Genomic DNA, 25,347 nt, shown 5'->3' with positions numbered 1-25,347 from the left:
CGGGCCTTGAATACGCAAAAAAACCGGCCGAGAGAGCATCTCGCCGGTTTATTGTTCTTGTGATTCCAGACTGAACAGTCTGTTCATGGGCACTTGCAAATCTTTAAAGGCAACGGATTGAATCGTTTCCTGCTCCGTATACATATTGCGTACCTCGTAGCTGCCATCATGCAAGGAATAAACATGAACCGTTCGATTCCCGGGATCGACAATCCAATATTCCTGAACTCCATAATTTTCATATAAATTGAATTTCTCATTAAAGTCCTTCAATGCGGTAGATGGCGACAGCACTTCAATGATTACTTTCGGCGCACCGTGACAGCCGTTCTTGGATATTTGATCCTTCGAACAAACAACCGAGAGATCGGGCTGCGTAATATGATCAGGCGATTCGTACTTTCCGCTTTCACTAAAAAATACATCGAATGGAGCTGTAAACACATAGCAGCTTCGATTCTGAAAAAACGTCCGCAATGCGAAATGCAGCTCTCCGACTATAAATTGATGCAACGAGGTTGAAGAAGGAGACATATTATAGGCTTTGCCGTTAATTAATTCCCAAGCTCCGTCCCAGGTCTGCCAATCTTGGTAGGTGTAGATTTTGTTATCATCCGGATTTGACACGATGTTTTCGGCCTCCTTCAGATTTTGCATAAGATACTTTACTATATAAGTTGAATCGATAAAGCGTGTCCATTGCATTCCAAAAGGGATGGCCTTGCAGCTTCAGACATCTTGTTTTGAGTTTCCTTGATCTATAGGCCTTCGGCTTGAAGAAACTCAAAGCCAAAACTCGCGCAAGACCATTCCCTTTTTCCATTTCATTTGGTTTATCTCGGATGTTCTTTGGTTCAACTTATATAATTGTATCATGATCAAACGGGTCGTTGCTAATTTTTACTCATTTATTAAGATCAGTATTGCCCGATTTATAGCAGTTGTTTCACGTCTCCCGTAACATTTCGTATAGAAAAAATCCCCTCCGGCCGACAATGCAAGTTCATCATAACAGATGTCCTTTTTTCATCGTCAACCATGAGGGGATAAAACTGCAAGCTATGTAGGCTGTGCAGACCTTATAAGTAATTTCATAAAAGCGAGCGCTTGGCGTTGTTTAATTTAATTGTTGAATTGAGCCTTCGCCAGCATCCTGTTCAAAATAACGGCGCTTTGCGCGCGAGTGGCCGTCGCGGCAGGATCGTATTTGCCCGAGGCGACTCCATCGACAATACCGTTGCCGGCCATAATGGCTACCGCTTCTTTAGCCCAGCTGGGGATAAGATTTTCATCCGCAAACGCAACGGCTTGCGCCGTCTTGCTGCTATCGTCAAATCCTGCAAATTTCATTGCCCGGTAAATCATGACCGCCATTTCCTGGCGGGAAATAGGTTGATTCGGTCCGAAGGTTTGATCATCATAGCCGGTTATAATGCCAACTTCCGCCGCCGCGTACACCTGGCCTTCAAACCAGTCGTCCGGACGCACATCACTCCATTTTATTTTGGAAGAACCTGTTGGACTCAATCCAAGCGTCCGGGTAATCAATACGGCAAATTCCGCCCGTGAAACGGCTTGGTCAGGTTGGAACGCATCCTTGGAAACGCCCTGTACGATATATTTATTGGCCATGCGCTCAATGTCCGCTTTTGCCCAATGATTTTGGGTATCGGTGAAAGCAACATTGTTTTCGAGCAGCAGGTATGTGCTGTTCGTTCGGCTGTAAAGCGCGGCTTTCGAGCCGGACACTGTGAATGGAACCGGTTGGTAAACGGAATTTCCTTTGTCCGTCTCCACGCGAACCGCCGCAAGATTACTGGCGTTTAAAGCGCCCTCTGCCATCACGGTCCGTTTTACAAATTGGGTGAATGCTGACAATTCCATGCTTTTTCCGAATACGGAATTTACCGTCACTGTAAACTCAACCGCGCCCAACACCTTTTGCCCGGATGCCTTTGCTTTTTCCGCAGCAGACACATTTTTAGAGATCGTCACTTCCAAGGTGACGGCATCCGCTGTCGTACCCAGCTTGGCTGCCAAATCTTGAACATCGATTTGTTTCATCGGCAGCTCGTAGCTTCCCAAAGATGTCTCGATGCTCAACGATTTGATGCTTTTGTCCGTCATCATTTTTTGTAAAGCGCTGTTGCTCAGTATCGCAATCGTCCGATCGGCAGCGGTATCAGCGTTTATGGCAACTCTCAGTATACCGCTGCCGCTATTTTTCAACGCATTATCGATCACGTCGCCGTCCACTGTTGCTTGAGCCGTCTGTTTCCCGTCAATGGTTTTAACCTCGGCGGCGAGTTGAACTGCTTGATCGTTCTTGCTGCCGCTTTGATCAGAAGCAGCTGCGTCTCCAGCCTGCACAGCTCCAGAGCCGCCTCCGGAGTTGGAACTCCGTTTTCCGGGTTTGGGACTGACCGGCGGTTCATTCGGATCGCCTGGTTTACCGTCAGGCTGCAGTTTGTTGACCGCAAGCCGGTATGTTTTCTTCTTCGTTTCATTGTCTGCCGAAACTTCAATCTCAATTGGATTGCTGCCAACCTGCAGATCGTTAATCGCGAACCCGGTACCTTCGGATTGAACGTCTCCATTCATTTTTATAACGGATCTGCTGTTCTCCGGCGACGCTTGAATAAGAAGACTGCTGACCGAATTGCCTACCTCCAAACTATATTCGGTTGTGCCGGGTGCAAAAGCAGGCGTCAAATCAAGCGATGCCGTCCCATCCATAACCTTCAGACTTCTCAGGTCGGTGATGGCCAAATCGGTATTGTCCAGCGGGATATTGAGATTGAGATTCGTTCCGAGATTGTCCTTGATCGTATTGCCGAGTACCGTAATGTTGCGGCCGGCCTCAATGTTCAATCCGTATGCATTGCCCGTCACCGTATTGCCGATGAGCTGGACATTTTCGGGATCGCCTGCGCCCAGTCCGCTTTGGCCGCTATCCCCGTTATGATGAGCCAGCAATATTCCCCAGTAATTCGAAGCGGTGTTTCCTCTGATTACATTGTTCTTAACAATGGTTCCCGGGGCGTTATGAAGCTTGATGCCGACTCCGTCCTGAACCGTATTGACCGCGTTGTTCACGCCGTTTGTTCCGCTGAACATATTGTAATCCGTCGTTGCAATGATTTCGTTCTCTTCAATAATCGTATCCGGCGATCCCATATAAACCATGATTCCGTCGCGATTATGCTTAAGCGTATTGTGATGGATATAGTTTTTCGGACCCGAAGCGGAGTGGTTCGTATTCGGCGGCGTTCCTCCCGTGTTGCCTACTCCGATCGCTTCCTTCGGCACGTTTTCGATCACGTTATAGCTGATCTCGTTTAAATATTCGTTTTCGCCGTGAAGGTCGATGGAATCCAATAAAGTCCCGTTGGCATAGTTTTTGGTGATCAGGTTGTTATGGGCAAAATGCTGAATGATCACGCCATGACGAATATACGGTCCTAAAAAGTTATTGTTCTCCACGATGTTGAAATAGACGTCGATCGGCTCGCCGAAATGATTTACCTTGGTTGTATCACCCTGAACGGCTATACCGTATCCCGCTCCCCCGGCGCCTACGTCGGTGGCATTTTTAAACGTGCTGTTGCGGATGGTGATTTCTTGACTGCGGCTAACGCGTATGCCCATTCGTTGGAAATGCTCGACCGTGACATGCTCGATGACGATTTTATTGGATCCGATATTACCGGTCTGGTCGATGTAAATTCCGTTGCCGAAACCGCCGATTTTCGGATTTGCCGTATTTGTATTGACCGAATAAGCATAATCCGGCTGACCGTCAGCTCCCGGTTCATTTAATTTGCTTTCAAAAATCGACTTGATCGTAAAATTGGAAATAAGCAGCTCTTTTTTACCGAACGCTTTAATGACCCGCGTGCTTCCATTGTTTCCGTTGAAGTAGGAAAGCAGAATCGTGCCCTGCTCGCTTTCACCGCGCAAATTAACGTTGCTCTTTACTTGGAAATTGGACAAAGCGTCGCCGCTCATGGTCGATTTCAGATGATAAACGCCGTCAGGAAAAAAGATTTCATGGCCGGCAGCCACTCTCGGATCGCTGATGGCATTATTAATGACAGGCGTATTGTCGAAATCCGGATCATCCGGCTTGGCGCCGAAATCCGTTACGATATTCCACGTTTTGGACGGATTGCGATTCGGCTCATAAGGAATGTAAGGCGTTCCGTCCGCATGAAACAGTCCAGGTATCGTGTTCGGTTCGGCCGGAGGCTTCGGCGGCTCAATATAAGGAACCGGAACAAGCGCCGCGCTGCCGTCCTCTGCGGGCGGATAAATTTGGAAGGCGGTTAAGCTGTTCCAATCCTTCGAATTGGGCGCGCTGTTACCATGCCCGAGATATCGTACGTAACGGGCGGAAATGTTCTGGCTCCGCAGATCGACGAGCTCCACCTGATCCGATGTCCCGCTGCTCTCCTGATTTTGAAGGACCGTCGTCCAGGCGGCTCCATCGCCGGAAACAAGAATGTCGAAGAACGATTTCCGGTTCGTACCGGCATTGAACGCGATACCGAGATAACCGACCGGTTTAACCGCCCCGAGATCCAATTGAATCCATTGATGCGGTTCTCCGGCCATGTTTTGGGCGGACCAGCGGGTATAGCGGTTATTGTCCACCACGTTTTGCGGAACGTTGCCGTCATCGGCACTGGCCGTTACGTTGGCCGGCGGAACCGTATAAGGAAGATTGGGGCCGGGGCCCTCCACTTTTTGCAATATCAACGCAGGCTTTTTATCCGTGCTGCCGAATTGCCCGTTAAAAGCGGCATCCGTATTGTACGAGTTGTAAATGGTCGAGGCGTTGGTTTGTGTTTTTTCCGCAGCTCTGATCAAAAAGCTAACCGCACCAGAGACCCCGTATTGTTTCACGAAGTCGGTAACGTCGATCCGGTATTCGTCATCCTTGGCATCCGTGGTTGCGAAAGAGCAGGATGAAGCCGGATCCGCATTGGTCTTACACCCGGCAGCCGCGATTTCTATCGCTTGGTAGGACGGGTCTCTTTTCTCATATCGCAGTGCCGCGTCCGCTGTCTGGCTGTTGTATTTGACCGGCGCGTTGATCCATGCAAGCAAAGGAGGCGTAATCCCGGAATATACGGCTGAGGTTACATCCGCTCCCTGCTTGGTCAAGTCGGAGCTCCAACCGTTATAGGTCACGCCCGCAACCGTAAAATAAAGCGTTCCCTGACCGGCATTGGATTTGCCTTTTACGCTTAAGTAAATTTTGTTTGCTTCGGCCAGCTTGCTTGGGTCGGGCAGGTCGAACTTGTAGTAAGCCTGCCGCTCCGAGCCGTTGCCGGCTTTTACATTATAAGCAGCCGCTCCGCCGCCTTGATGGTTTCTCGGATAGTGGACTTTCTGATTTGCGGCAGTCTGGTCGATCACTGCATTTGCGCTCGCTCCGTATTTGGCTAACTCCGTTACCGTCTCTGCATATACCCTTGCAGGTCCGGCAATCAGAATCATCTGCAGCATAAGCAGAGCGCACAAACCGAGACTGACGAGTTTCTTTGTTCGGTTCACGATACGTTTTCCCCCTTCATGGTTTTGCTGTACTGTCGCTGCAAAAGGCCCCTTATGTAAGCGATTTCAATCAAGAGACTGCAGGTGCCAACTGTACAAGCTGCATGGCAAATAAATTATAAAATAATACTTGAATGAACAATTGTCATTTTTTTGTATCAGCTTGTGTTTTTATTGGCGACGCTCTCATGGATGGTTTGATCACTTGTAATACGTTTGTAACCAACAGCAGGCAGTGTTCATTTATACTTGGGATATCATCACATCAAGGAGGCAATAAGATGAAAAATCCGTTCAATCCGTTCAAAATGCTCACTTTAACGATCACAGGCTGCTGTCTGCTGACTGCCGCCGCTCCCATCTCCTACGCCGACGCGCTGCCGCCTGTTTCCGCCCCCTCGGCGGGCGTACCCGTTCCGATATCCGCCCCGATCAATCAACAGCAGGGGATTCAAGTTGCCGGCAAAACGGTAAAAGAACAAACAGCCGACTTTGAAGCCGACATTACTTATCCCGTTATCGGAGGGATGCTGGATAAAGCCTACCAAACGAAGCTTAACGATCAAATCGCCGGCCGGGCGATGGAGGATCTGGACAACCTCAAGAAAGAAGCCGCCGATGCAGCCGCAAAAGCGAAAGAAGCCGGCTTTGAGCATAGACCGCATACGCTCAGCATCAAATACGAGGTAACGGCGGACGGCAGCGCATCCGCTGCCAATATCGTTTCAATTAAAGTAGATACCTACACCTTCACAGGCGGAGCCAACGGCATGCCCCGGGTCGATACGTATAATGCGCTGAACAAGACGCAGGCGAAGCAGGCGGAACTGAACGAATTGTTCGGCAGCGGCTACAAGGATACGATCAATGAGCGCATCCGCCAAGAAATCGCCAAGCAACCGGACCGTTATTTCAAAGGGGACGAAGGCTTTAAAGGCATTTCCGACACGCAATCGTTTTATATGGAAAAAGAGGCGGCGGTCATCGTGTTTCAAAAATACGAAATCGCCCCTGGCTCATCCGGCAATCCGGAATTTCGCATTCCGTTGGCGACCGGCTCCGGCACTGCGCAAACCGGTGTAAAAATTTCGACCAAGACCGTTAAAAATGAGGACGGACTTGTTGCCGTCAACATGAATATCCCGGTATTCGAAGGTTTGAAGGACAGTAAGTACCAGGCACAGCTGAACGATATCATTGAAAGCGGCGCAATGAAGGACATGGAAAGTTTGAAGACGCAGGCACAAGAAGGTGCGGCCGCCGCTCAAGAGGCCGGGCAGAAAATGAGACCGTACACGTTGGACGTCATGTACGAGGTGAAAGCCGACGGCGGCGGCGCCAACGCCAACCTCGTATCGGTCAAAATCGTAACCGGGGTGTACACCGGCGGCGCCCACGGCATGCCGCGGGTCAATACGTATACGGTATTGGATGAAGCCGAGGCCAAAAGCGTACAATTGAAAAATTTGTTCGGCGACGGCTATAAGGAAACCGTCAACGAGCAGATTCGCCAAGAAATCGCCAAGCATCCGGACAAATATTTCAAGGACGGATTTAAAGGAATATCGGATACCCAATCGTTTTATGTGGAAAAGGGAGCTGCGGTCATCGTATTCGGCGCTTACGAGATCGCTCCATACGCAGCGGGTACGCCTGAATTCCGCATTCCGTTTAGCCAACCATCCAGGCCGGCTTCTCCGTCCCGTCTCGTCGTAAGCGGTTCGGAGCTGTCTGTCGGCGATGCCGCCATCTATATCAATGACAGCGGAATGACGCTGGCGCCGCTGCGCGCGATCGCTGAACGACTAGGCTGGAACGTCAAGTGGAACGGAGAGACACAATCCGCGGAAATTAGCAAAGGAGCCCAATGGACGAGCCTGCAAACCGGCAAAGACGCCTACATCTACAATAAAATGGCTCCTTTTTCGTTAGGTCAAGCGCCGGTCATTAAAGAAGACGGAATTATGTACGTGCCGCTCGATTTCTTCAGCCGGGTACTGAAGGCATCGGTTATAACCGAAGCCGGAATCATCGGCATTCAATAGTTCGCCGTATTGCAAAAAGCTCCTCCACATCATAAAAGTGTGAAGGAGCTTTTTCCATTCAGCCTTGTATTTCTTTGGGAGGCACCGGACCAGAATTCAGCTTTTTCTTCTTCTCTTCCTCATCCGCAGCTTCCTTCGTATGGATGCTGATCCCGCTGACCGCGCCGGCCGGCGAAGCCTGATTCATGGCGTACAAGTTTTTAACCGCATCCATGTCGCCTTCCGACACCGTATCGGCAATAATTTTCCGTCCGTCCAAAAAGCTGCGAATCCCCTTGATCAGGTACTCCATAATCGGATCCGATTTTTTCATATCCATCACATATCGCGCGCCCTCCAGATTGTTCGATCCGGTGCCGGCCAATGTGCTTGAAGTTATTTCCGAGGCAATAATCCAGGGAGTGAACGACGAGCGGACGATCCGGTTTTCGCTTCTCGTGGAATCGGTAAACGCCATCCCTACGGACACCGTCGATTCCGTATACGTCCCTTCGCCGTAAAAATGGATCAAAAAGCTCTTGAAATTCATTTCAGCCCAGTACATATGAGCGATATTAATGGCAATGCTGCCAAAAATCCAACAAACAAGCGGTGTATACGCCGTCTTGGCGATGTATCCGACAGTGAGGTCGGCCGGCAGACTAAAGCTTGCGGTCAAAAGCAGCACGGCGGCGATAAAAACAAGCAGATGGCCGAATATGGCTAATGCCCACCTGAGCTTGACCATCGTATCGGGAAGCTTCAGCTCGATCGGGATCGGCTGGGTTTCCTGAATCGCGTCTCCCTTGAAGCTGCCTTTGTCATAGCTGCCTTCCAAATTCAGGTTCGGGTTCATCTCGCGGTATACGCGATTCGGTATTTCTTTATAGCGCAGGTCGGACATTTCCAAATCAAAGCTGCGAAAAATATCTTTCGGATGCACATTTTCCTGCCAATGCCCGCGAAATTCCGACACTTCCGTCAACGGATTCAACATATTGGCCCGATTCAGCGCCAGCATGACGCCGCCGACCAACGTAAGAACCATCAATAAATACGTCACGGTAATGTAAAATGCCGGATGAAACGGAACGTCGGGTATCGTAATTCCGCCCTGCCTTAATACGATTTCGCCGATTGCCGGGATGAGCACGGCCACGATCGTCATGATGGCGAAGCCGCCCAGACTGAGCGATTCGATTTTTGTCTTGAGCACGCCTTTAGCGGATATTTTGTTATTTACCCAGATGAAAAAGAGCGCCGCCATCAATAAAAGTCCGATCCAGCCGGAAAACCCGGATTGGGTAATATGCGTTAAGCCCAGCGAGCCGGACAGCAGGCACAGCATATAAATCGTGACGACGATGAGTGAATAAGCGCTTTTTTTAACGAGCAAATGCACATAGTTGCGCATGGCATACGGTAAAAAAATAATTTTCGGAAAGAAACTGAAAACCATCCGGTCAAAGAAGGTTTGCGGCTCCACAAACGTAGGATTGATCCTTCCCATCAGCATTTGCTCCAAATTCGCGGAATTGTACACATAGCGTCCCATATGCGAGATGCCTTCATTTTGGGCCGCGTTCGGCGCAAGATTGCCGGGAATTCCCCTGCCTACGTAAAACCGGAACGTTTTCAAAAGCCCGCTGCTCAAATACGCTAACCCGGCGCCGATTAACAAAAAGCAAATGATCGCATTAATCCAGCCGATCGCCGCCCCGTTGGCTACGATTTGACTGCGCAAATTAAACAGGCACACGATACCGGCGATAAGAATGAACAGCCCGTTTATCGAGTAGAGCAAGCCTTCTTTTTTAAAAGGGTTCTGAATTTCCGGTGAATCCGACCCGTAAAAATACGACACACGATCTCCCTCCAGCCTATGGTTGATGCTTGCTTCATGATGTATATATTCCGCGTATAAGGCAAAAATACCTGCCTGGTTTCCGGAATGAACCCGGTATAGCGGTTAAAATCCAAAAACAAACGCTGACGCCGCTACGTCCCATCGAGCAAAATACACCCCTACAAGCTCATCGGTTTCCGATGAAGGCTTCCCCGGTAAGGGATTCCAATGTCAGCTCGCAGGGGTGCAATATTACGGATAGGGGCATGCGTTTTATCGGAACGATTGCTCTACATCGTCTCAAGAGAGTATGAATTTGTAACCGACTCCGTGCACATTAATGATATATTGCGGGTTGGACGGGTCGCGTTCGATTTTTTTACGCAGGTTGCTGACATGGACAATTATGGTGCGGGTATCGTTGAAGCTTTCTTGTCCCCATATTTCCCGGAACAAATTTTCATGGGTAAAGGTTTGTCCCGGCCGGCCAGCTAAAAACTTCAGCAAATCAAATTCTTTTTTCGAAAGGAAAATTTCGTTCCCGCTCACTTTCACCGTCCGGCTGAGCAGATCAATATGCAGTTCGCCGAATTCCAGCTTGGTTACTGAAGTTTCCCTGTTGGAAAAATACGGTCTTCTCAAATTCGCCTGAACACGCGCAATCAGCTCGTTCGGACTGAACGGCTTCGTAATGTAATCGTCCCCGCCGAGACTGAGACCCGTAATTTTATCCTGCTCCTCTTTCTTGCAGCTCAAAAACAAAACCGGCACCGACGTTTCCTGACGGATTTCTTTGCACACTTCAAAACCGTCTTTTCCGGGCAGAAGCACATCGAGGATGATCAGGTCGGGATGTACGGTCCGCACCATCGGAAGCGCCTGATCGCCGCGGTCGGCCAAAGCGACCGTATATTGATTTTTTTCCAGATACAGCCGGATCACATCCCGTATTTCCGGGTCATCCTCAATGACCAAAACAGTTTGTCCCGTCATAAAAAGCATTCACCACCATTGCTCTGTCATGAGATTCGAGTTCATTCGACCATTAATTCAAGAATAGTCAAAGGACGGCCTGCGGTCAAGATGTTTGTACGGCCGCCGCCGGATGCCGTTAATTGCTTTCAAACGAAAGCGCGGTATCGATGTATCCCCCTTGACGGTCAATCAGCGCCAGATCGCTCTTGCCGTTGCCGTCCAAGTCGGCGATGATCAATTTGGAGCCCGGTTTGCCCCACGGGCCGAACACCGAAAGCAGCTCATAATTGTTATCTTCTTTACGCAAATAGACCGTGAACCGTTTCAAAGTGCTGTTCCAGCGTACAATATCTTCTTTGCCGTCTCCGTTAAAATCGCCGAACCGGATCTCGCCGTCCTCGCTCGGAATGTTCAGCTCCGTTTTCTTCATTTTCCAAGCCATCGCCGCTTTATCCAGATTCAGCTCAATTCCGCTGACCGCGCCGGACCGTGCATAAAATAACGCTTGGGTTCCTTCGTCCAATGTCCGGACCTGCATACCTCCGGTCAGCTCGCTTTTGAACCTGTAAGGCCGGGCCGGCTTCAAATCGTCCTTGCTTACAACGTAGCCGTACAAGCTCTTGCGGTCTTCCGACAAGCCGGCCAGCACGGTATCCCCGCCGCTTTGCGGAAGCACGTACAAGTTCGAGCAGCTGTGCGGCGCAGTCTTCCACGACTTCTTCAGCAAAAACCGTTCGCCGTCCGATTCGTACAGCTCCAGCTTGCCGTTCGGGGCCAGCACCCACAATCCTTTTCTGCCGGCGGCATGTCCCGGATCCAAAGCGGCGACCGCCCCATTGGCATAGGGGATGCGGGCCCATATAACCGGCGAGCCCTGCGGTTCGTTGCGCATGCCGGTGAAACTGCCTGCCGTTACGCTGATCGTGCCGGTTTTCGTATCCCAGACGACCAGATCGCTTTGCCCGTTCCCGGTTACATCTCCGATCATCAGCTTTTCCTGCTGGCCCGCCGTATGGATGCGCAGGCTCTGCGCCGGCGTGAACGGAACGTAATCTTGAATGGAGTAAAACGCATAGCCTTTTGCTTTCAATGATTTGACCAGCTTTTGCAGCAGGCTTTTATCCTGATCCGGATAACGGAACTCGGGCAGCCCGTCTCGTATAACCGGTTCGCCGTCTTTGTCCTTAACGGGAATCAACTGCTTAAACTCTAGAAAAGGATGATAGAAAAAAGAGCCGATGTGATTCGTCTTGCCTACGCGCTCGGTAATCAGCTTCTCATCTTTATTGTATGGAATGTAGTCAAACGGTGTCGGGACATACGCCGCTCCAAGCGATGGCTGTCCGTAGCCGGTATTGCGTTCAGTCCTGTACTGGGCGACCGGCGAGTTGCGGTTGGTCTGCACATCGGCCTGATAATGAAGTCCGAAATAATTGCGGAACAGCTCATCCTGCTCGGGGGTGGAGCGGTAATGAGGCGCTTCCCAAAATCGGGGACGAAGCCCGGCATTTTGGAAAATGGCGAGTCCTTCCTTCAGGCGGGGTTCGGCAAACGAAGACGTCAACGTCCCATCTTCGCCCGGCTCGTTAAATTCATTGCCGATACCGGATTCCTGATGCCCGTCATCGCGCCTTATATTGCCTACCTGATGGGTATAGCCATGCATGCCAAGCGTCGCTCCGTTCTGGACGGCTTGCCTGAGCAGCTTGCGGTAAGCTTCCGCATAGGCGCTGTCCGGTTGGTCGAGCGCAACATCATAACGGGTGCCGTCTGCGGTAATGTCAATCCACCGGGGAATGACCGCCAAATGATAATTAACATGCTGTTCCCGCAAATATTCCAGCACCGTCCGGAGCTTGCCGAGCTGTTCCAGGGTGGCGTACTGCCCGCCCGGACCGATATCCTCAAGCCGCATCAGCACGAAGCGCGGATTGCTCGTCTCACCCTCAACGGTAATAATTCGGTAGGCGGTGAACAGGCTGCAGATGACCAGCACGGATAAAACAAATTTGCTCCATTTTGATTTGAGTAGTCGTGTCACGTTATGATGAGCTCCCCTCTTGGCTGCCAAAAAATGATCGAATTCCATAATAGGTAAAACGCTTACATCCCTTGTTCTTACAATGATTGTAACAGATTATTCGCAAACCGGACATCATTTTTACAAAAATAAAACCCGCTTCCCGAAAGTCTGCCGCCATGTCCGTTTACAGCAGGAATCGCCGCGTTTTTCGTTTCTTATCCGCAAATGGAACAAGCGCCAAACGGCGCTTGTTTCTTTCAATCGTCGGCGGTCGCCGGCCGCTACCTTTGACCTGCGTCTCTATAGCTTCACCGCCATAAAACGGAGCCGCCGGTAATCGGCCGTCCAATAGTTGCCGTTATACAGCTCCGCTTCCAACAGCTTGCCGCAGCGGGCATACGCCTCGCGCTTCCGCTCCTCGCCGAACCCGGCAAAAAACATGCCGGCAAACGCCTCCAGCCAATGCCCGAGCCCGTTGATCCCGTCGTCCAGCTCCGTCGGACGATCGTACAGCTCCATCCAGCGAACCTCGAAGCCATGCCGCTCCAGCAGGCCGCTGTATTCGCTTACGCTCGGAAAATACCACGGATTGCGATCCGCCGCATCGATCCCGAAATCGGCCAAAACCGCCGCGATGGCCTCATAAATGCGCCCGATGTTGCCGTTGCCGCCGAATTCGGCGACGAATCGTCCGCCGTTACGAAGCGCCAGCCGGACGGATTCGATCACGCGTTCCGGCTGCTTCATCCAGTGCAGCGCGGCGTTGGAGAACACCGCGTCGAACGGCTCCTCCACGCGGAACGAGTGACCGTCGCCGGCGAGGAACGGGATTTCCGGGTATTTCAGGCGCGCCTTATCCACCATATCCGGAGAATGATCCATTCCTGTGCAGCGCACTCCAAGACGGACCAATTCATTCGTCAGATCGCCGGTGCCGCAGCCCAGATCGAGAATGCGTTCGCCCGGCTGCGGCGCAAGCAGCTCGACAACCCCTTTGCCCAAACGCGATACATATCCGATCTTGCTGTCGTACAATCCGGCGTTCCATTGTTGATTATCGGACTCACTCATACACGTCAGCTCCTTTTTAAATTCGGTTAAAATTATTCCTCTACAGCCTATTATGAAGCCGATCTATTCATTTATTAAATATATAAAACCAATATTCTTAATAGAAAATAACTATAAGATTGTCAACCTCACGCTATTTCCGCGATTGTTAACCGTTTCGCGTTTATCGCAGTAATCAATCCGTAACAAATTTAAAAGATTTCATTTACTTATGAATTCCTCAAACGATATAATGGACTCACTATTCTATAATTATAAACGATTCACCATACTTCATGACATCGACCAAAGCCCGCTCGCCAGTCGAAGCTATGCACTAACAAACCCTCTCTCATTTGACCTGTCATCGGATTACACTGCCTGGCTTATATGCGCGGCTGTTCGTTTTCATTAACACGGAGTTCAATTATGAATCGAAGCAAGGTAGGCAGGTGATCATTTCTCAATGCAAAAAATTCCAGTCACAAGAGATGGAAAAAAGGGCTCCGATATTATCATTCTCCATTCGGACGAAGTCGTAAAAATCGAGTCCGTGAAAGAAAAAGAATACATCATTCATACCGTTAACGATAAATATTACTGGGCGGCGTCGCTCGAAGGCTTTGAAGAATGGATGTACGAGGAAGGCTACCGGTTAATCGACCAAATGAATGTCGTCAACATGAATCATGTCGCCGCCTATGACGTCAAAAAAGGCCTTGTTACGCTGCAGCCCGAAAACGAAACTCTGTCCAAAGCGGCATCGGCCGCAAGAATTCATAAAGATCATATCGTCAACGTCATGAACATGCTGGGCGAGCTGAAAAAGCTCGATAAAAGCAGCGATCCCGACGAGTTTCAGGACGATATTTTCGAATCGATCCTGGCGCAGGAGGAAGACAGCCGATTCGCCCGTTCCTACGCCATGATCCAGGCGATTTATGAAAAGAAGAAGGCGGAGAAGCAGCTTGAACAAAGCGAACAGCGCTATAAGTCGTTGTTCCGGCATAATCCCGACCCGATTATTTCGTTCGACAGAAACGGCTACTGCACCAGCGCCAATCCGGCTCTTTTTTCAATGACGGGCTACATGGAGGAAGAACTGCTCCATAAATCGATCAGCCATCTGATCGTGCCCGAGCATTTGGAACACTGGCATGAATATTTCGATGATACGTTGAACGGTCAAACGCGACACTATGAAGTGACGTTCAGGCATAAAAACGGCGGGGCGGTGGAGCTGAGCATTTTAAATGTGCCGATTGTCGTTAACGGCCAGTTGAATGGCGTATATATGATCGGCAAAGATATCAGCGAACGGAAGCGGGCCGAGGAAATGCTGATCCGTTCGGAAAAGCTGTCGATCGTCGGTCAGCTTGCCGCCGGAGTCGCCCATGAAATACGCAATCCGTTAACCTCATTGAAAGGCTTTGTACAGTTAATGCGGACCAAGGTAACAGGCTACGATTCGTATTTCGAAATTATGAAGGACGAGCTCGAACGGATCAATTTTATTGTGAGCGAGTTTCTCGTTATCGCCAAGCCGCAATCGGTCAGCTACCAGGCGAAGGACGCGCTTCACATTTTGCAAAACACGGTCGCGCTGCTCGGCTCCCAGGCTATGATCCACAACGTCGAGCTGATAACCCGTACGGAGGATAGCCTGCCGAAAATTAATTGTGACGAAAACCAAATCAAACAAGTATTTATAAATATATTAAATAATTCGATAGAGTCGATGCAGGAGGGCGGCACGATCCGGATGGAACTGCTGCGGGCGGGTGACCATTACATCATGGTCCGTTTTACGGACGAAGGTTGCGGTATTCCCGAGGACCGCATTCCCCGGTTGGGCGAGCCTTTCTATACGACGAAAGAAAAAGGGACGGGACTCGGCCTTATGGTCACCTTCAAAATTATCGAAAACCACGGCGGCCGGATGCAAATCCGCAGCGTGGTCAATAGAGGAACGACCGTAGAAATTATTTTACCGACCGCTCCGGAGCATGATAACCAGGGATAAACATTTACGCACCCGTCGACTCGATGACGGGTGCGTTTGTCAGAAAGAGGCCGCTTCCGCGGCAGCTCGTTCTTGTTGGTGAACACGTTTTATAGACTACGCGAGCGGGGGCTTTTGCTTGAATGAGCAAAGGCCCCCGCTGCCGTTTCTGTCCCCATAGATACACGGATTATAAGGTGCTTTCGCCAAGTAATCGGCAAGCCGGTCGAATTAAAGCGGACCGGACGCCTGGGTGAGAAGCTTCGCCAACATATCATAATCAGGCGATTGCCCTTCGCGAATTTTAATCCACTTGCATTCGGAGCTGACCGCATCCTTGGATGGCGTGATGACCGCGGCATACTTCCCATTTTTCAAAAAAAACCTTTTAATCGACTGTCTCCGGCAGCGGGTAAATTTTTTTTCAAATATTCCTTGACAGGAATATTCCCTTAGGGGTATATTAAAAACAACAAATGAATCACAACCAAACAAACGGAGGAATGAGATTATGTCAACAGGCAATGCAGCGAACTTGAAAAAGTGGTAAAAGAATACGGAGCTATCGAAGGCGCCAAATCAACGCTTGACCTTCTTGAAAAACAATTGGCTGCCATGTAAGCGGAGCGAAACGCTCTTACAATCATTTTAAAAAAGGATGGGATGAATTATTATGAAAAAAGTGAATGTTTTGTACTGGATTTTTACCGGATTGGTGGCAGTAATGATGGGAGTGGGAACTATCCCCAACATTTTGTCGGTACCTGACGCAGTTGCCTTGTTCGACCATCTCGGCTATCCCGCTTATCTCCTCCCCTTTCTCGGTGTTGCCAAATTATTGGGCGTCATTGCGATACTCGTTCCCGGCTTTCCGCGCATCAAGGAGTGGGCTTACGCCGGTCTTGCATACGATCTGGCAGGCGCCATGTATTCGAGCATAGCCGTGGGCGACCCGGTAATCGGATGGATATTTCTCCTTATCGGGTTTGGACTGATTGCCGGATCCTATATTTATCACCATAAGAGACAAAAAGCGGCTCCACTCGGCCAGGCGAAGCTGCACGCACCCGTTTGACAAGGATAATCGGCTTCGCCGTTCTTAAGAGACGAGCGCGTTTGTCAAGGTTGTGCGAAGCCAAACCAAGAAATGAACTCGCCCTCGCGCTTGCTTTCGAAGCAAGACGGAGGGCGAGTTTTTTAATCATCTGCCTATTCACCTGCGACGGACGCAACAGTTTGGAGCATCAGTCGGATGCGGATGAATGATTGATGTCGCATTTGTTCAAAATGAACGAGATCTGGTTCTCGATCCGGTTGATCGTTGCCTGCGCTTCCTGATGTTCCGCGCCTTGTCCGCGAAGCTCGGACAGTTCCTGTTTTAGCCGGTGAAGATCGGCCCCCGCATTGGCGCAATTGTAATTACTTTCAAGATTATCGAGCATGATCCATCCTCCATTCGTTCGGTATTCTCCCCTATTATGAGGGTTATCCCGTTTTTTATGCGCGAACTTCAGAAATCGGCCGACGCCGCATACGATCAACGCTGCCGATGCCGGTCAATGCACATTATGGACGATTCGTGAACATACTCCGGATATCTTAAGGCAAAATAAAAACCAGCCGAACACGGTTTTCGTGTCGCTGACTGGTTTTTTGGCCGGCTTCATCCGTTACGCTTACCGTTTTGGTTAGTAGGCATAGTCCGGGCTGTACGGTTGATCATACGGAGAATATGGATACGGATACGGATATGGATATGGATATGGATATGGGTATGGATACGGCTGATAATATGGCTGAGCCAGGAAAGGCGTCAATGCGATAATCGGAACGATCGGATTCAAGCCGCCATGAAACTCATGATGACCATGAAACCCATGCTGGCCTTGAAACCCGTGTTGTCCCTGGAACCCATGCTCGCCTTGGGGCCCGTGATGTCCATGAGAACCTCCTCCGTGCGGCCCGCCATGAGGAGGTCTGTTCGTTTCGGCTTGCGAACCCGCACCGGCTAATTTACCATGTTGTTCTTCAAGTTGGTTGTGCATCGGTACTCTCCCTTTTGTTCGTTAAAATGGCGATCTTACTAAAATATATGTGCGTTCGCCTAAAGGGTGAGTGCCTAGCCGGTAAAATGGGCGTATACCCGGTATATTATCGATTCAGCAGACTGCCTACGTAACGAAGCAGCTCATTCGCCGAAGCCGTTGTATAGCCGTGCTCCTCGACAAGCCGTTTAATAACCTCATTAATCCGTTTCAACTGGTTGCCGTCCGGCGTTTTGGTCGAGGTCGTAATTTTTACGACATCCTTCAAGTCGGCAAACAGCTTTTTCTCTATCGCTTCGCGGAGCCGCTCGTGGCTGCTGTAGCTAAAGCGATGGCCTTTGCGCGAATACGAGGACAGCCGGATCAAGATTTCTTCGCGGAACGCTTTTTTGGCATTTTCGGATATGCCGATCTGCTCCTCGATCGATCGCATCAGCCGTTCGTCCGGGTCCATCTCCTCCCCGGTCATCGGGTCCTTCACCTTCCCCCAGTTGCAGTACGATTCAATATTGTCGAGATAATTGTTGAACAGCGTTTTCGCGGATTCCTCGAATGAATAAACGAACGCCTTTTGCACCTCTTTTTTAGCCAGTTCATCGTACTCCTTGCGCGCGACCGAAATGAAGTTCAAATACCGCTCCCGCTCCTCCTTCGTGATGGACGGATGCTGATCCAGCCCGTCTTTTAACGCGCGCAGCACATCCAGAGCATTAATGAATTCAAGCCCCTGCCGGATGAGCGCGCTTGAAATCCGGTTTATCACATAACGCGGGTCGATGCCCGACATGCCCTCCTCCAAATATTCGCTTTGCATTTCCTTCAAATCGGCTTCCTTGTAGCCTTCGACTTCCTCTCCATCGTACATGCGCATTTTTTTGACCAGATCCATGCCCTGCTTTTTCGATTCCTTGAGCCGGGTCAAAATCGAGAAAATCGCCGCCGCCCGCAGCGAATGCGGTGCAATATGAACATGCGCCATATCGCTCTGCCTAATGAGCTTCGTATAAATTTTTTCCTCCTCCGACACCCTCAGGTTGTAAGGAATCGGCATGACAATCATCCGCGATTGCAGCGCTTCATTTTTTTTATTGGCAATAAACGCTTTATACTCCGATTCGTTCGTATGGGCAATGATCAGCTCATCCGCTGAAATCAAGGCGAAGCGGCCCGCTTTGAAATTGCCCTCCTGCGTTAAGGACAGCAGGTTCCATAAAAATTTCTCATCGCATTTCAGCATCTCCTGAAACTCCATTATGCCGCGGTTCGCTTTATTCAATTCGCCGTCAAACCGGTAAGCGCGCGGGTCCGATTCGGAGCCAAACTCGGTAATCGTGGAAAAGTCGATGCTGCCCGTCAAATCGGCAATATCCTGCGACTTCGGATCGGACGGGCTGAACGTCCCGATCCCTGTCCGAGTATCTTCGGAAATGAGCACCCGCTCTATTCGCACATCCTCGATTCGCCCGCTATATTCCGTTTTGAGCCTCATTTGGCACGAAGGACATAAGTTGCCTTCAATCTTCACCCCAAGCTCCCGCTCGACTTCCGGACGCAGCTCCAGCGGAATTAAGTGCAAAGGCTCTTCGTGCATGGGGCATCCCTTGATCGCGTATACGGCCCCCTGATCAGTCCGCGAAAACTGCTCCAAGCCCCGTTTCAGCAAGGTCACGATGGTCGATTTGCCTCCACTGACCGGACCCATAAGAAGGAGGATACGCTTACGGACGTCGAGACGTCTCGCTGCGGAATGAAAGTATTCTTCGACAAGCTTTTCGATCGCCGAGTCCAACCCGAATATTTCCTGTTCAAAAAAATGGTACTTGCGTCTGCCGTTATCCTCCATTATGCCCTGAGAAGCGATCATACGATATACTCTGCTGTGAGCGGTCATCGCCAGGTCAGGGTTTTTGTGAACCATTGTAATATATTGGGCAAAGGTTCCCGTCCACGCCAATCTGTCGGTTTCTGCGCGGTAATCCGATATTTTCTTGAATATGTCCATGAGTCAACCTCCTCCTCCGTACAGTGCATTTGCGATGACAACATAAAAAGAATTGAAGTGTAATAAATCCTATGCAAGTTGGAGGGATAACTTGCCCGGAAATTTTAGATAAAATTGTCGGTTGCACGCGACCGCCGCCACATTTTACAAAACTATACGGTGGATAGTAGCTACCTCTGGCATAGCAAATATATGTAGAAATGCCCGCTCAACGAATCAGCGCTTGCTTGGGCTATGCGACCGCTGCAAGGGGCGGGTCGCCGTCGCGTTGATGCGCTGCCGCATGGCAAGGCGGGTCGCCGTCGCGTTGATGCGCTGCCGCATGGCAGGGGCGGGTCGCCGTCACGTTGATGCGCTGCCGTATGGCAGGGCGGGTCGCCGTCACGTTGATGCGCTGCCGCATGGCAGGAGCGGATCGCCGTCGCGTTGATGCGCTGCCGCATGTGGTCCGGACAGCGCAGCTTTCGAAGGCGGGCGATCCGCGATTAGATGCCCCGTACCTCCTCCTGCGAAGCTGCGGCGCTCCCGCCGGGAATGTGCCGATCCGCAGCGGAGCTGCATAAGAAACAGCCCCCGATTATCGTCTTCCGCGAGGAAGCCGGTAACCGGGGGCTGTTCGCACCGTCGGCTGCTAAAGCCATTGATGCAGGCGTATGATCGTATAACGGTTGCGCACGTACATCGCGTACCTCAGGCTGTCCTGCAGCAGCTCGGGCTCGACGCCGAGCTCGGCTGCCGTCGTCGGGCCGCCTACGCGGCGCAAAGCCTCAGCCAGCTGCGCAGGCGGCGGTACGCTGCCGCATACGGCGCGGACGGCGTCCCAGCGCTCGATTATGCGCTGCGGCAGCTCCTGCAGCTCCTGCGGCTCTGCAGCGCCGGCATCGCCGCTCAGGCCGTTTTCGGCCAGCACCTGATCGGCGATGCTGCCGTAGCCTGCGCGGATTTGCTCGCGCATCCGCGCAGGCGTCAAAACATCGCCGCTGGCCTGCCGGGCCGCGATCGCCGCGGCAGCCGCTTCCGGCGACAGCGCAGCCACCGCCTCGTACAGCTCGGCCATCTTGACGGCCGCCGCGCCGACCTTGGCGCCGTGCAGCAGCGCCCGGCGCCGCTCTTGAATGAATCTCATCTCCCAATAATGGGAGAGATGATGCTCCCCGCCGGAAGCCGGCCGGGAATGGCCGACAAGCAGCATGGAGATGCCGGACAGCGTCAGGCCCTCCATCAGCTTGCGCATCCCGAGCTCGCTGCCTGCGGCGATCTCCTCGGCGTTATCGACGCACAGCGCGAGCCCCTGCCGCGTCATCTCGACAGCAAGCTCGCAGTACGGCTCGTCGAACAGCACGCGGCCGAGCTGCCAGTCGGCAAGCGACGTGTACTTGCCCAGCATATCGCCGAATCCGGCGGCGATCATCGGTCTCGGCGACTTGGCAAGCAGCGTCAAGTCGGCGAAAATAGCTTCCGGCGCGCATGCCGGAATCGTCTGCTTGAAGCCGCCGACAATGAGAGGCGCGCCTACGGAGGCGAAGCCGTCGACCGACGGGGCTGTCGGCACGGAGAAAAACGCGCGGTCCGTTTTATGAGCTACGAAACGGACGACGTCGTGGATCGTGCCCGAGCCGACGGCCACGATGGCTTGCACCGGCGGCGTCACCTTCAGCAGCAGCTGCACGATGACGCGCTCGTCGGCGGCGATTTCCCCGTGCTCGTCGTCCGTGAGCACGCACAGATCCGCCTTCAGCCCCGCCGCTTCGCACAGCTGCAGCAGCTCCCGGCCGGCGACCTCCAGCGTGCGCCGGTCCGCCACCAGCAGCAAATCGCGGTAGTCCCGCTCCTGCGCGTACCGCGGCAGCTCGGCTAACGCGCCTCGCTCAATAACTGCCTTGCGTATCGACACCGAATGCGTCTTCCCGCAAGCACATGGCAAGGTTTGTCCCAGCCATGGATCGATTTGACCCGCTTGTTCGATAGATAACATGTAAAATAGCCTCCAGTAGTTAATGTCAGTCCTCCGGCATTCGCGATGCGATAACAATCATTCTGAACAAGAACAGCCCGTCCGCCATGCAGATCGGGAGCCATTGCTGATGCTGCCCGGGATGCCCGGGAACGTGCTGGCAACTTCTAAACTAATACTATCAAACTTATGCTATAATTACATTAATTTACTCAAATCCATCAACCCGATGATTAAAGGAGACGAGCGACTGTGGCGATTAAAACCGAGACAGAGCTGTACGCGCCGGTCAAATCGTATTTCGAGCAGGTTGGCTACCAGGTTAGAGGCGAAGTACACCACTGCGATCTGGTCGCCATTCGCGGCGAAGAGCCGCCCGTTATCGTCGAATTGAAAAAAAACTTCTCCATCCCGCTGCTTCTGCAAGGTATCGACCGGCTGCGGCTCACCCGCCGCGTATACGTCGCCTTCGAGCTGCCCAATAAGGGCCGCGCCCCGCACGGAGCCAGCTGGCCCGAGCTGCGTAAGCTTTGCCAGATGCTCGGGATCGGCATGATCACCGTACAGTTTTTCAAACGCAAGAAGCCGGCCGTTCTCTTTGAATGCCATCCGCCCGGCATCACCGATCGCTTTGTTTCTCTGTCGCCGGCCGTCGCTGCGGCCGATGCACCCGCGCTTGCGCCTGCGGTAATGCCCCGTCACAACAAGCGGGCAGCCGAACGGATCGTCCATGAATTCAAGGAGCGGCGGGCGGATTACAACGTGGGCGGCAGCTCGAAGCTGAAGCTTATGACCTCCTACAGGGAAAAGTCGCTCCATCTCGCTTCTTTGCTCCGCCAGCACGGTCCCCTGAGCCCGCGCCGGCTGAAGGAGCTGACGGGCAACCCGAGAGCGGCCGGTCTGCTGCAAAAAAATGTTTACCGCTGGTTCCAGCGTGTCGAGCGCGGCATTTACCGTTTGACGCCGCACGGCGAAGAGGCGCTGCGAACGTACGCGCATGTCGTGGACGAGCTTCCGCCGGCAGCTGCGGCTTCGTCGTCAATGCCGTCATTGCCACCATCACAGTCTTCGTCATAATGCGTTTGCATTCCATCGCTGTCCATCGATTTTTTCGATGGCGGCGCCTTCCCTTTCACCATGGCAATCACACAATGCTTTGTCATCGCCTTCAACAAGATTATCATCGCTGGTACCGTCCTTATCCCGCTTTTTTTCGCAGCCACGATCCGCTCGTCTATCAGGCAAGTTTTCACCAGACTTCTGAACCGGCAGACATATTCTTTTTTATTGCAGGATATGCATAGAGTAGTAGATTTTCCATAAAAGGAGTCTGTGCCTATGAAACGTCCCAAGCTATTCGCCGGAAGAGCCCGTTTGGCACTTCTGTATCGGCGCTGGTTTTTCAGTATGCTTTGCTGTGTCTTGGCGGTCGGCTGCTCGATCCTGCCTGCGCTTGCCCAATCGCCGGATGCCGCGGATTCGGCAACCGCTCCTGCCGACAGCGGCAGCCGGTCTCACTCCGTGCGAATACCGGGCTCTGACGCTCCGATTTCGCTGACACAGGCGCTTCCGTTCCTGCGCCTCCTGGAAGGTTCGCAATCAGCAAGCGCTTACAAATACTCGGCTGTGCCATCACATCCTGCCATGCTCGCCGTTCCCGAAGCTGCGGTTCGCGCAGGCTCCGCTACGAATGCCGCCTCCGGACCGGCCGCGTCGGAGTCATCGGAGCCGGCCTTGCAGGCTGACGCTTCCTCTATGGCCCTGCAGCCCACCGCGGCGGCAAACGGCGCCGCGCCGCCTGTCAATGCTCCGGCGGCAGCCCCGGTTAAACCGGATAAGCCTGCACGGATTCCGGTATTGAATTATCACAGCATTACGGTCGATCCCGGCAATCCGGCCACCATCACGCCGGAAAAATTCGCAGAGCAAATGCGTTATTTGTCGAAGGCGGGCTACACGCCTCTTACACTCAAGCAATTTTCCGACATGATGGAGGGCATTGACAAAGGCCCGGATAAGCCGATCCTGCTTACGTTTGACGATGGCTATATGGACAATTACGAGCATGCGATGCCGCTGCTGAAAGAGCTCGGTTTTCACGCCACCTTGTTTATGTCTCCGGGAATGGTGGATGACGGTTATTTTATGAGCTGGGAGCAAATAAAGGAAATGCACGAGGCCGGCTGGGATATTCAGCCTCACGGCATGACGCATCCCCATCTGCCCAAGCTGAACGTCAAAAATCAAAAATTTGAAATCGCAGAGGCAAAAGCCCAGATCGAGCAGCACCTGGGAACGGTTGCCGACGTATTCTGTTATCCTTACGGCGAATGGAATGCAGCTACGCTTCAACTGCTGCAGGAGCTTCAATTCAAATATGCGTTTACGATCGAGCAAGGCTTGACCGCTCCTAGCCAGCATAAGCTGAAGCTCAAACGGATATTTGCCAATGGAGAGGAGTCGTTGGAGCAATGGAAGTCCAGATTCGAAAAATAGTGATTCAACTGCAAACCGGCCGGATTCCTGCGAAAAAGCGCTGGGTTCCGATCGCCTTTCACTTTGTCGTTCGAACCGCATAACGAAATGGGTGACGTCGAAAGAAACTCCCGATGAACGGCGGAAAACAGATTCCGAAACGCCGTTATGTTGCAACTCGTCCGGTATGCCATGCCGGACCGGCCTGCAACGGTGCCTGCCGGGAGGCTGTCGATTAAAGGAGAGGAACCGGTTCAGGAGATGACTTCTCCCCCCCGAAGCCATTCTACAGGCCCTTTCCCCTATTATCGCCAGTCTCGCCGGGCGGATTATGCTTTCATCCGCTTCAGCAGCTCTTTATGAATCCAGATCGCCGCCTGCGCGCCTTCCCCCATTGCAATGGTCAACTGCTCGGCGTGCACCCCGACATCGCCAGCCGCCCAAACGCCGTGCACGCTTGTCATCTTCGTGCGCGGATCCGCTACAATATGCTTGTTTTCCAGCCTTTCGATCTTCAACTGCGCGGCAAGCGACGACTGCACCTCGTTGCCTCCGAAGGCGATAAAGCCGCGCTCTCCCGCAATATGCCGTCCGTTGGCCAAACGAACGCCGTGGAACGCTCCGTCGCCTTTGGCGACCACCTCAACTATCGGTTGATCGAAATAGGCAATACCCCGATCGGCCAGCCGTTCCAGCAGCTTGCTGCTGATCGGAGCTGCAGCCGCCTCATGGTTAACGTATACAATTGTATGCGTCCAATAATTCAACGCCAGCGCCATTGAAGCTCCGACATCGCCCGCGCCTATGACAACGGTTTGCCGTCCGCTTGTCTCATATCCGTCGCAATCCGGACATACGTACACGCTGATGCCCAAGCATTCGATCAAGCCCGGCAGCGGAGGGAACCGGTCCAGCAAGCCCGTCGCCAGCAGCAGCGTACCGGCTGTCAAATCACGGGATTGCCCTTGTATCCCAACTTGAAAGCTCCCCGCTTCTCCGCCAAGGCGAGTCACTTCTCCCTGCATAAATTGAACGCCCAGCCGCTCGGCCTGCTGCCTGCCCAATCGGCGCAGCTCTTCCCCGGAGACGCCGTCCGGCCAGCCGAGCACATTATGATAGCTTCTGCATAACGTGGACCGCCCGTAGCCCTTATCCGCCACCAGAACACGGTGCTTATAGCGGCCAAGCTGGATCGCTCCCTGCAGCCCGGCAATTCCGCCTCCGATAATAATGCAATCGAAATCCGATGCTGTCATGCTGACCCGCCTCCATTTTGCGCCGCGATTTATGGCGCTTTTTGATGGATTCAGCTTTCCCTTTTCCAATCGCGCCTATTCCGGTGAAACCCTTTCTGCGTCCGGTTCGGATTGACGACGACGAAGAAAAACCCTC

At 52.2% G+C, this 25,347-nt stretch carries 17 protein-coding genes; 6 read left to right on the top strand and 11 right to left on the bottom strand.

What is annotated here, in order from left to right:
• Positions 1-48 precede the first annotated feature (48 nt).
• Both E1757_RS02535 and E1757_RS02530 read right to left on the bottom strand, forming a co-directional pair.
• Positions 49-657 carry a Uma2 family endonuclease gene (locus E1757_RS02535; protein WP_133225238.1) on the bottom strand — a complete coding sequence of 203 codons (609 nt, stop codon included), beginning with the start codon at positions 655-657 and terminating at the stop codon, positions 49-51.
• A gap of 465 nt (positions 658-1,122) precedes the next feature.
• Positions 1,123-5,559: an S-layer homology domain-containing protein gene (locus E1757_RS02530; RefSeq protein ID WP_133225237.1), complete on the bottom strand. Its 4,437-nt coding sequence runs from the start codon at positions 5,557-5,559 to the stop codon at positions 1,123-1,125.
• Positions 5,560-5,840: 281 nt separating this feature from the next.
• Between E1757_RS02530 and E1757_RS02525 the strand changes: the two genes are divergently transcribed.
• Positions 5,841-7,604: a PdaC/SigV domain-containing protein gene (locus tag E1757_RS02525; protein WP_165971922.1), complete on the top strand. Its 1,764-nt coding sequence runs from the start codon at positions 5,841-5,843 to the stop codon at positions 7,602-7,604.
• Between the two features lie 58 nt (positions 7,605-7,662).
• Here the strand turns inward: E1757_RS02525 and E1757_RS02520 are convergent, their stop codons facing one another.
• The 4 genes from E1757_RS02520 to E1757_RS02505 all read right to left on the bottom strand — a co-directional run bounded on the left by E1757_RS02520 (position 7,663) and on the right by E1757_RS02505 (position 13,498).
• Positions 7,663-9,447 (bottom strand): hypothetical protein, encoded by a 1,785-nt coding sequence (locus E1757_RS02520; RefSeq protein ID WP_133225235.1) that lies wholly within the window; start codon positions 9,445-9,447, stop codon positions 7,663-7,665.
• A gap of 282 nt (positions 9,448-9,729) precedes the next feature.
• Positions 9,730-10,422 carry a response regulator transcription factor gene (locus E1757_RS02515; protein WP_133225234.1) on the bottom strand — a complete coding sequence of 231 codons (693 nt, stop codon included), beginning with the start codon at positions 10,420-10,422 and terminating at the stop codon, positions 9,730-9,732.
• A gap of 118 nt (positions 10,423-10,540) precedes the next feature.
• Entirely contained in the window at positions 10,541-12,445 is a 1,905-nt protein-coding gene (locus E1757_RS02510) for a DUF2334 domain-containing protein (RefSeq protein WP_165971921.1), read from the bottom strand.
• Between the two features lie 282 nt (positions 12,446-12,727).
• Positions 12,728-13,498, bottom strand: coding sequence for a class I SAM-dependent methyltransferase (locus E1757_RS02505; protein ID WP_133225232.1), 771 nt, complete (start codon positions 13,496-13,498; stop codon positions 12,728-12,730).
• Between the two features lie 445 nt (positions 13,499-13,943).
• Between E1757_RS02505 and E1757_RS02500 the strand changes: the two genes are divergently transcribed.
• A complete protein-coding gene (locus E1757_RS02500; RefSeq protein WP_133225231.1) occupies positions 13,944-15,500 on the top strand; it encodes a PAS domain-containing sensor histidine kinase in 1,557 nt (518 codons plus the stop codon).
• A 210-nt stretch (positions 15,501-15,710) separates the two neighbouring features.
• Here the strand turns inward: E1757_RS02500 and E1757_RS02495 are convergent, their stop codons facing one another.
• A complete protein-coding gene (locus E1757_RS02495) occupies positions 15,711-15,857 on the bottom strand; it encodes a hypothetical protein (protein WP_181956604.1) in 147 nt (48 codons plus the stop codon).
• Positions 15,858-16,152: 295 nt separating this feature from the next.
• Between E1757_RS02495 and E1757_RS02490 the strand changes: the two genes are divergently transcribed.
• Positions 16,153-16,554: a DoxX family protein gene (locus tag E1757_RS02490; protein ID WP_133225230.1), complete on the top strand. Its 402-nt coding sequence runs from the start codon at positions 16,153-16,155 to the stop codon at positions 16,552-16,554.
• Between the two features lie 169 nt (positions 16,555-16,723).
• Here E1757_RS02490 and E1757_RS02485 read toward each other — a convergent pair whose 3' ends face one another.
• Complete coding sequence (locus E1757_RS02485; RefSeq protein WP_133225229.1) at positions 16,724-16,921, bottom strand: DUF2524 domain-containing protein; 198 nt, start codon at positions 16,919-16,921, stop codon at positions 16,724-16,726.
• Positions 16,922-17,630: 709 nt separating this feature from the next.
• Positions 17,631-19,526 (bottom strand): PrkA family serine protein kinase, encoded by a 1,896-nt coding sequence (locus E1757_RS02475; protein WP_133225227.1) that lies wholly within the window; start codon positions 19,524-19,526, stop codon positions 17,631-17,633.
• Positions 19,527-19,873: 347 nt separating this feature from the next.
• Between E1757_RS02475 and E1757_RS02470 the strand changes: the two genes are divergently transcribed.
• Positions 19,874-20,089, top strand: coding sequence for a hypothetical protein (locus tag E1757_RS02470; protein WP_133225226.1), 216 nt, complete (start codon positions 19,874-19,876; stop codon positions 20,087-20,089).
• A 68-nt stretch (positions 20,090-20,157) separates the two neighbouring features.
• Here the strand turns inward: E1757_RS02470 and E1757_RS02465 are convergent, their stop codons facing one another.
• Complete coding sequence (locus E1757_RS02465) at positions 20,158-21,501, bottom strand: sn-glycerol-1-phosphate dehydrogenase (protein ID WP_133225225.1); 1,344 nt, start codon at positions 21,499-21,501, stop codon at positions 20,158-20,160.
• Positions 21,502-21,732: 231 nt separating this feature from the next.
• Here E1757_RS02465 and E1757_RS02460 point away from each other — a divergent pair, with 231 nt between their 5' ends.
• Together E1757_RS02460 and E1757_RS36365 are read left to right on the top strand one after the other, a co-directional pair.
• Positions 21,733-22,557, top strand: coding sequence for a DUF2161 family putative PD-(D/E)XK-type phosphodiesterase (locus E1757_RS02460; RefSeq protein ID WP_133225224.1), 825 nt, complete (start codon positions 21,733-21,735; stop codon positions 22,555-22,557).
• A gap of 261 nt (positions 22,558-22,818) precedes the next feature.
• Positions 22,819-23,976 carry a polysaccharide deacetylase family protein gene (locus E1757_RS36365; protein ID WP_246078980.1) on the top strand — a complete coding sequence of 386 codons (1,158 nt, stop codon included), beginning with the start codon at positions 22,819-22,821 and terminating at the stop codon, positions 23,974-23,976.
• Positions 23,977-24,284: 308 nt separating this feature from the next.
• Here the strand turns inward: E1757_RS36365 and E1757_RS02450 are convergent, their stop codons facing one another.
• Positions 24,285-25,211, bottom strand: a complete 927-nt coding sequence (locus E1757_RS02450; RefSeq protein WP_133225223.1) for an NAD(P)/FAD-dependent oxidoreductase — start codon at positions 25,209-25,211, stop codon at positions 24,285-24,287.
• Between the last annotated feature and the right edge of the window lie 136 nt (positions 25,212-25,347).

It is taken from the genome of Paenibacillus piri (assembly GCF_004354045.1).
GTDB lineage: Bacteria > Bacillota > Bacilli > Paenibacillales > NBRC-103111 > Paenibacillus_S > Paenibacillus_S piri.
The sequence above is the reverse complement of the archived record's forward strand: the minus strand, read 5'-3'. Positions and strand labels throughout refer to the sequence as shown.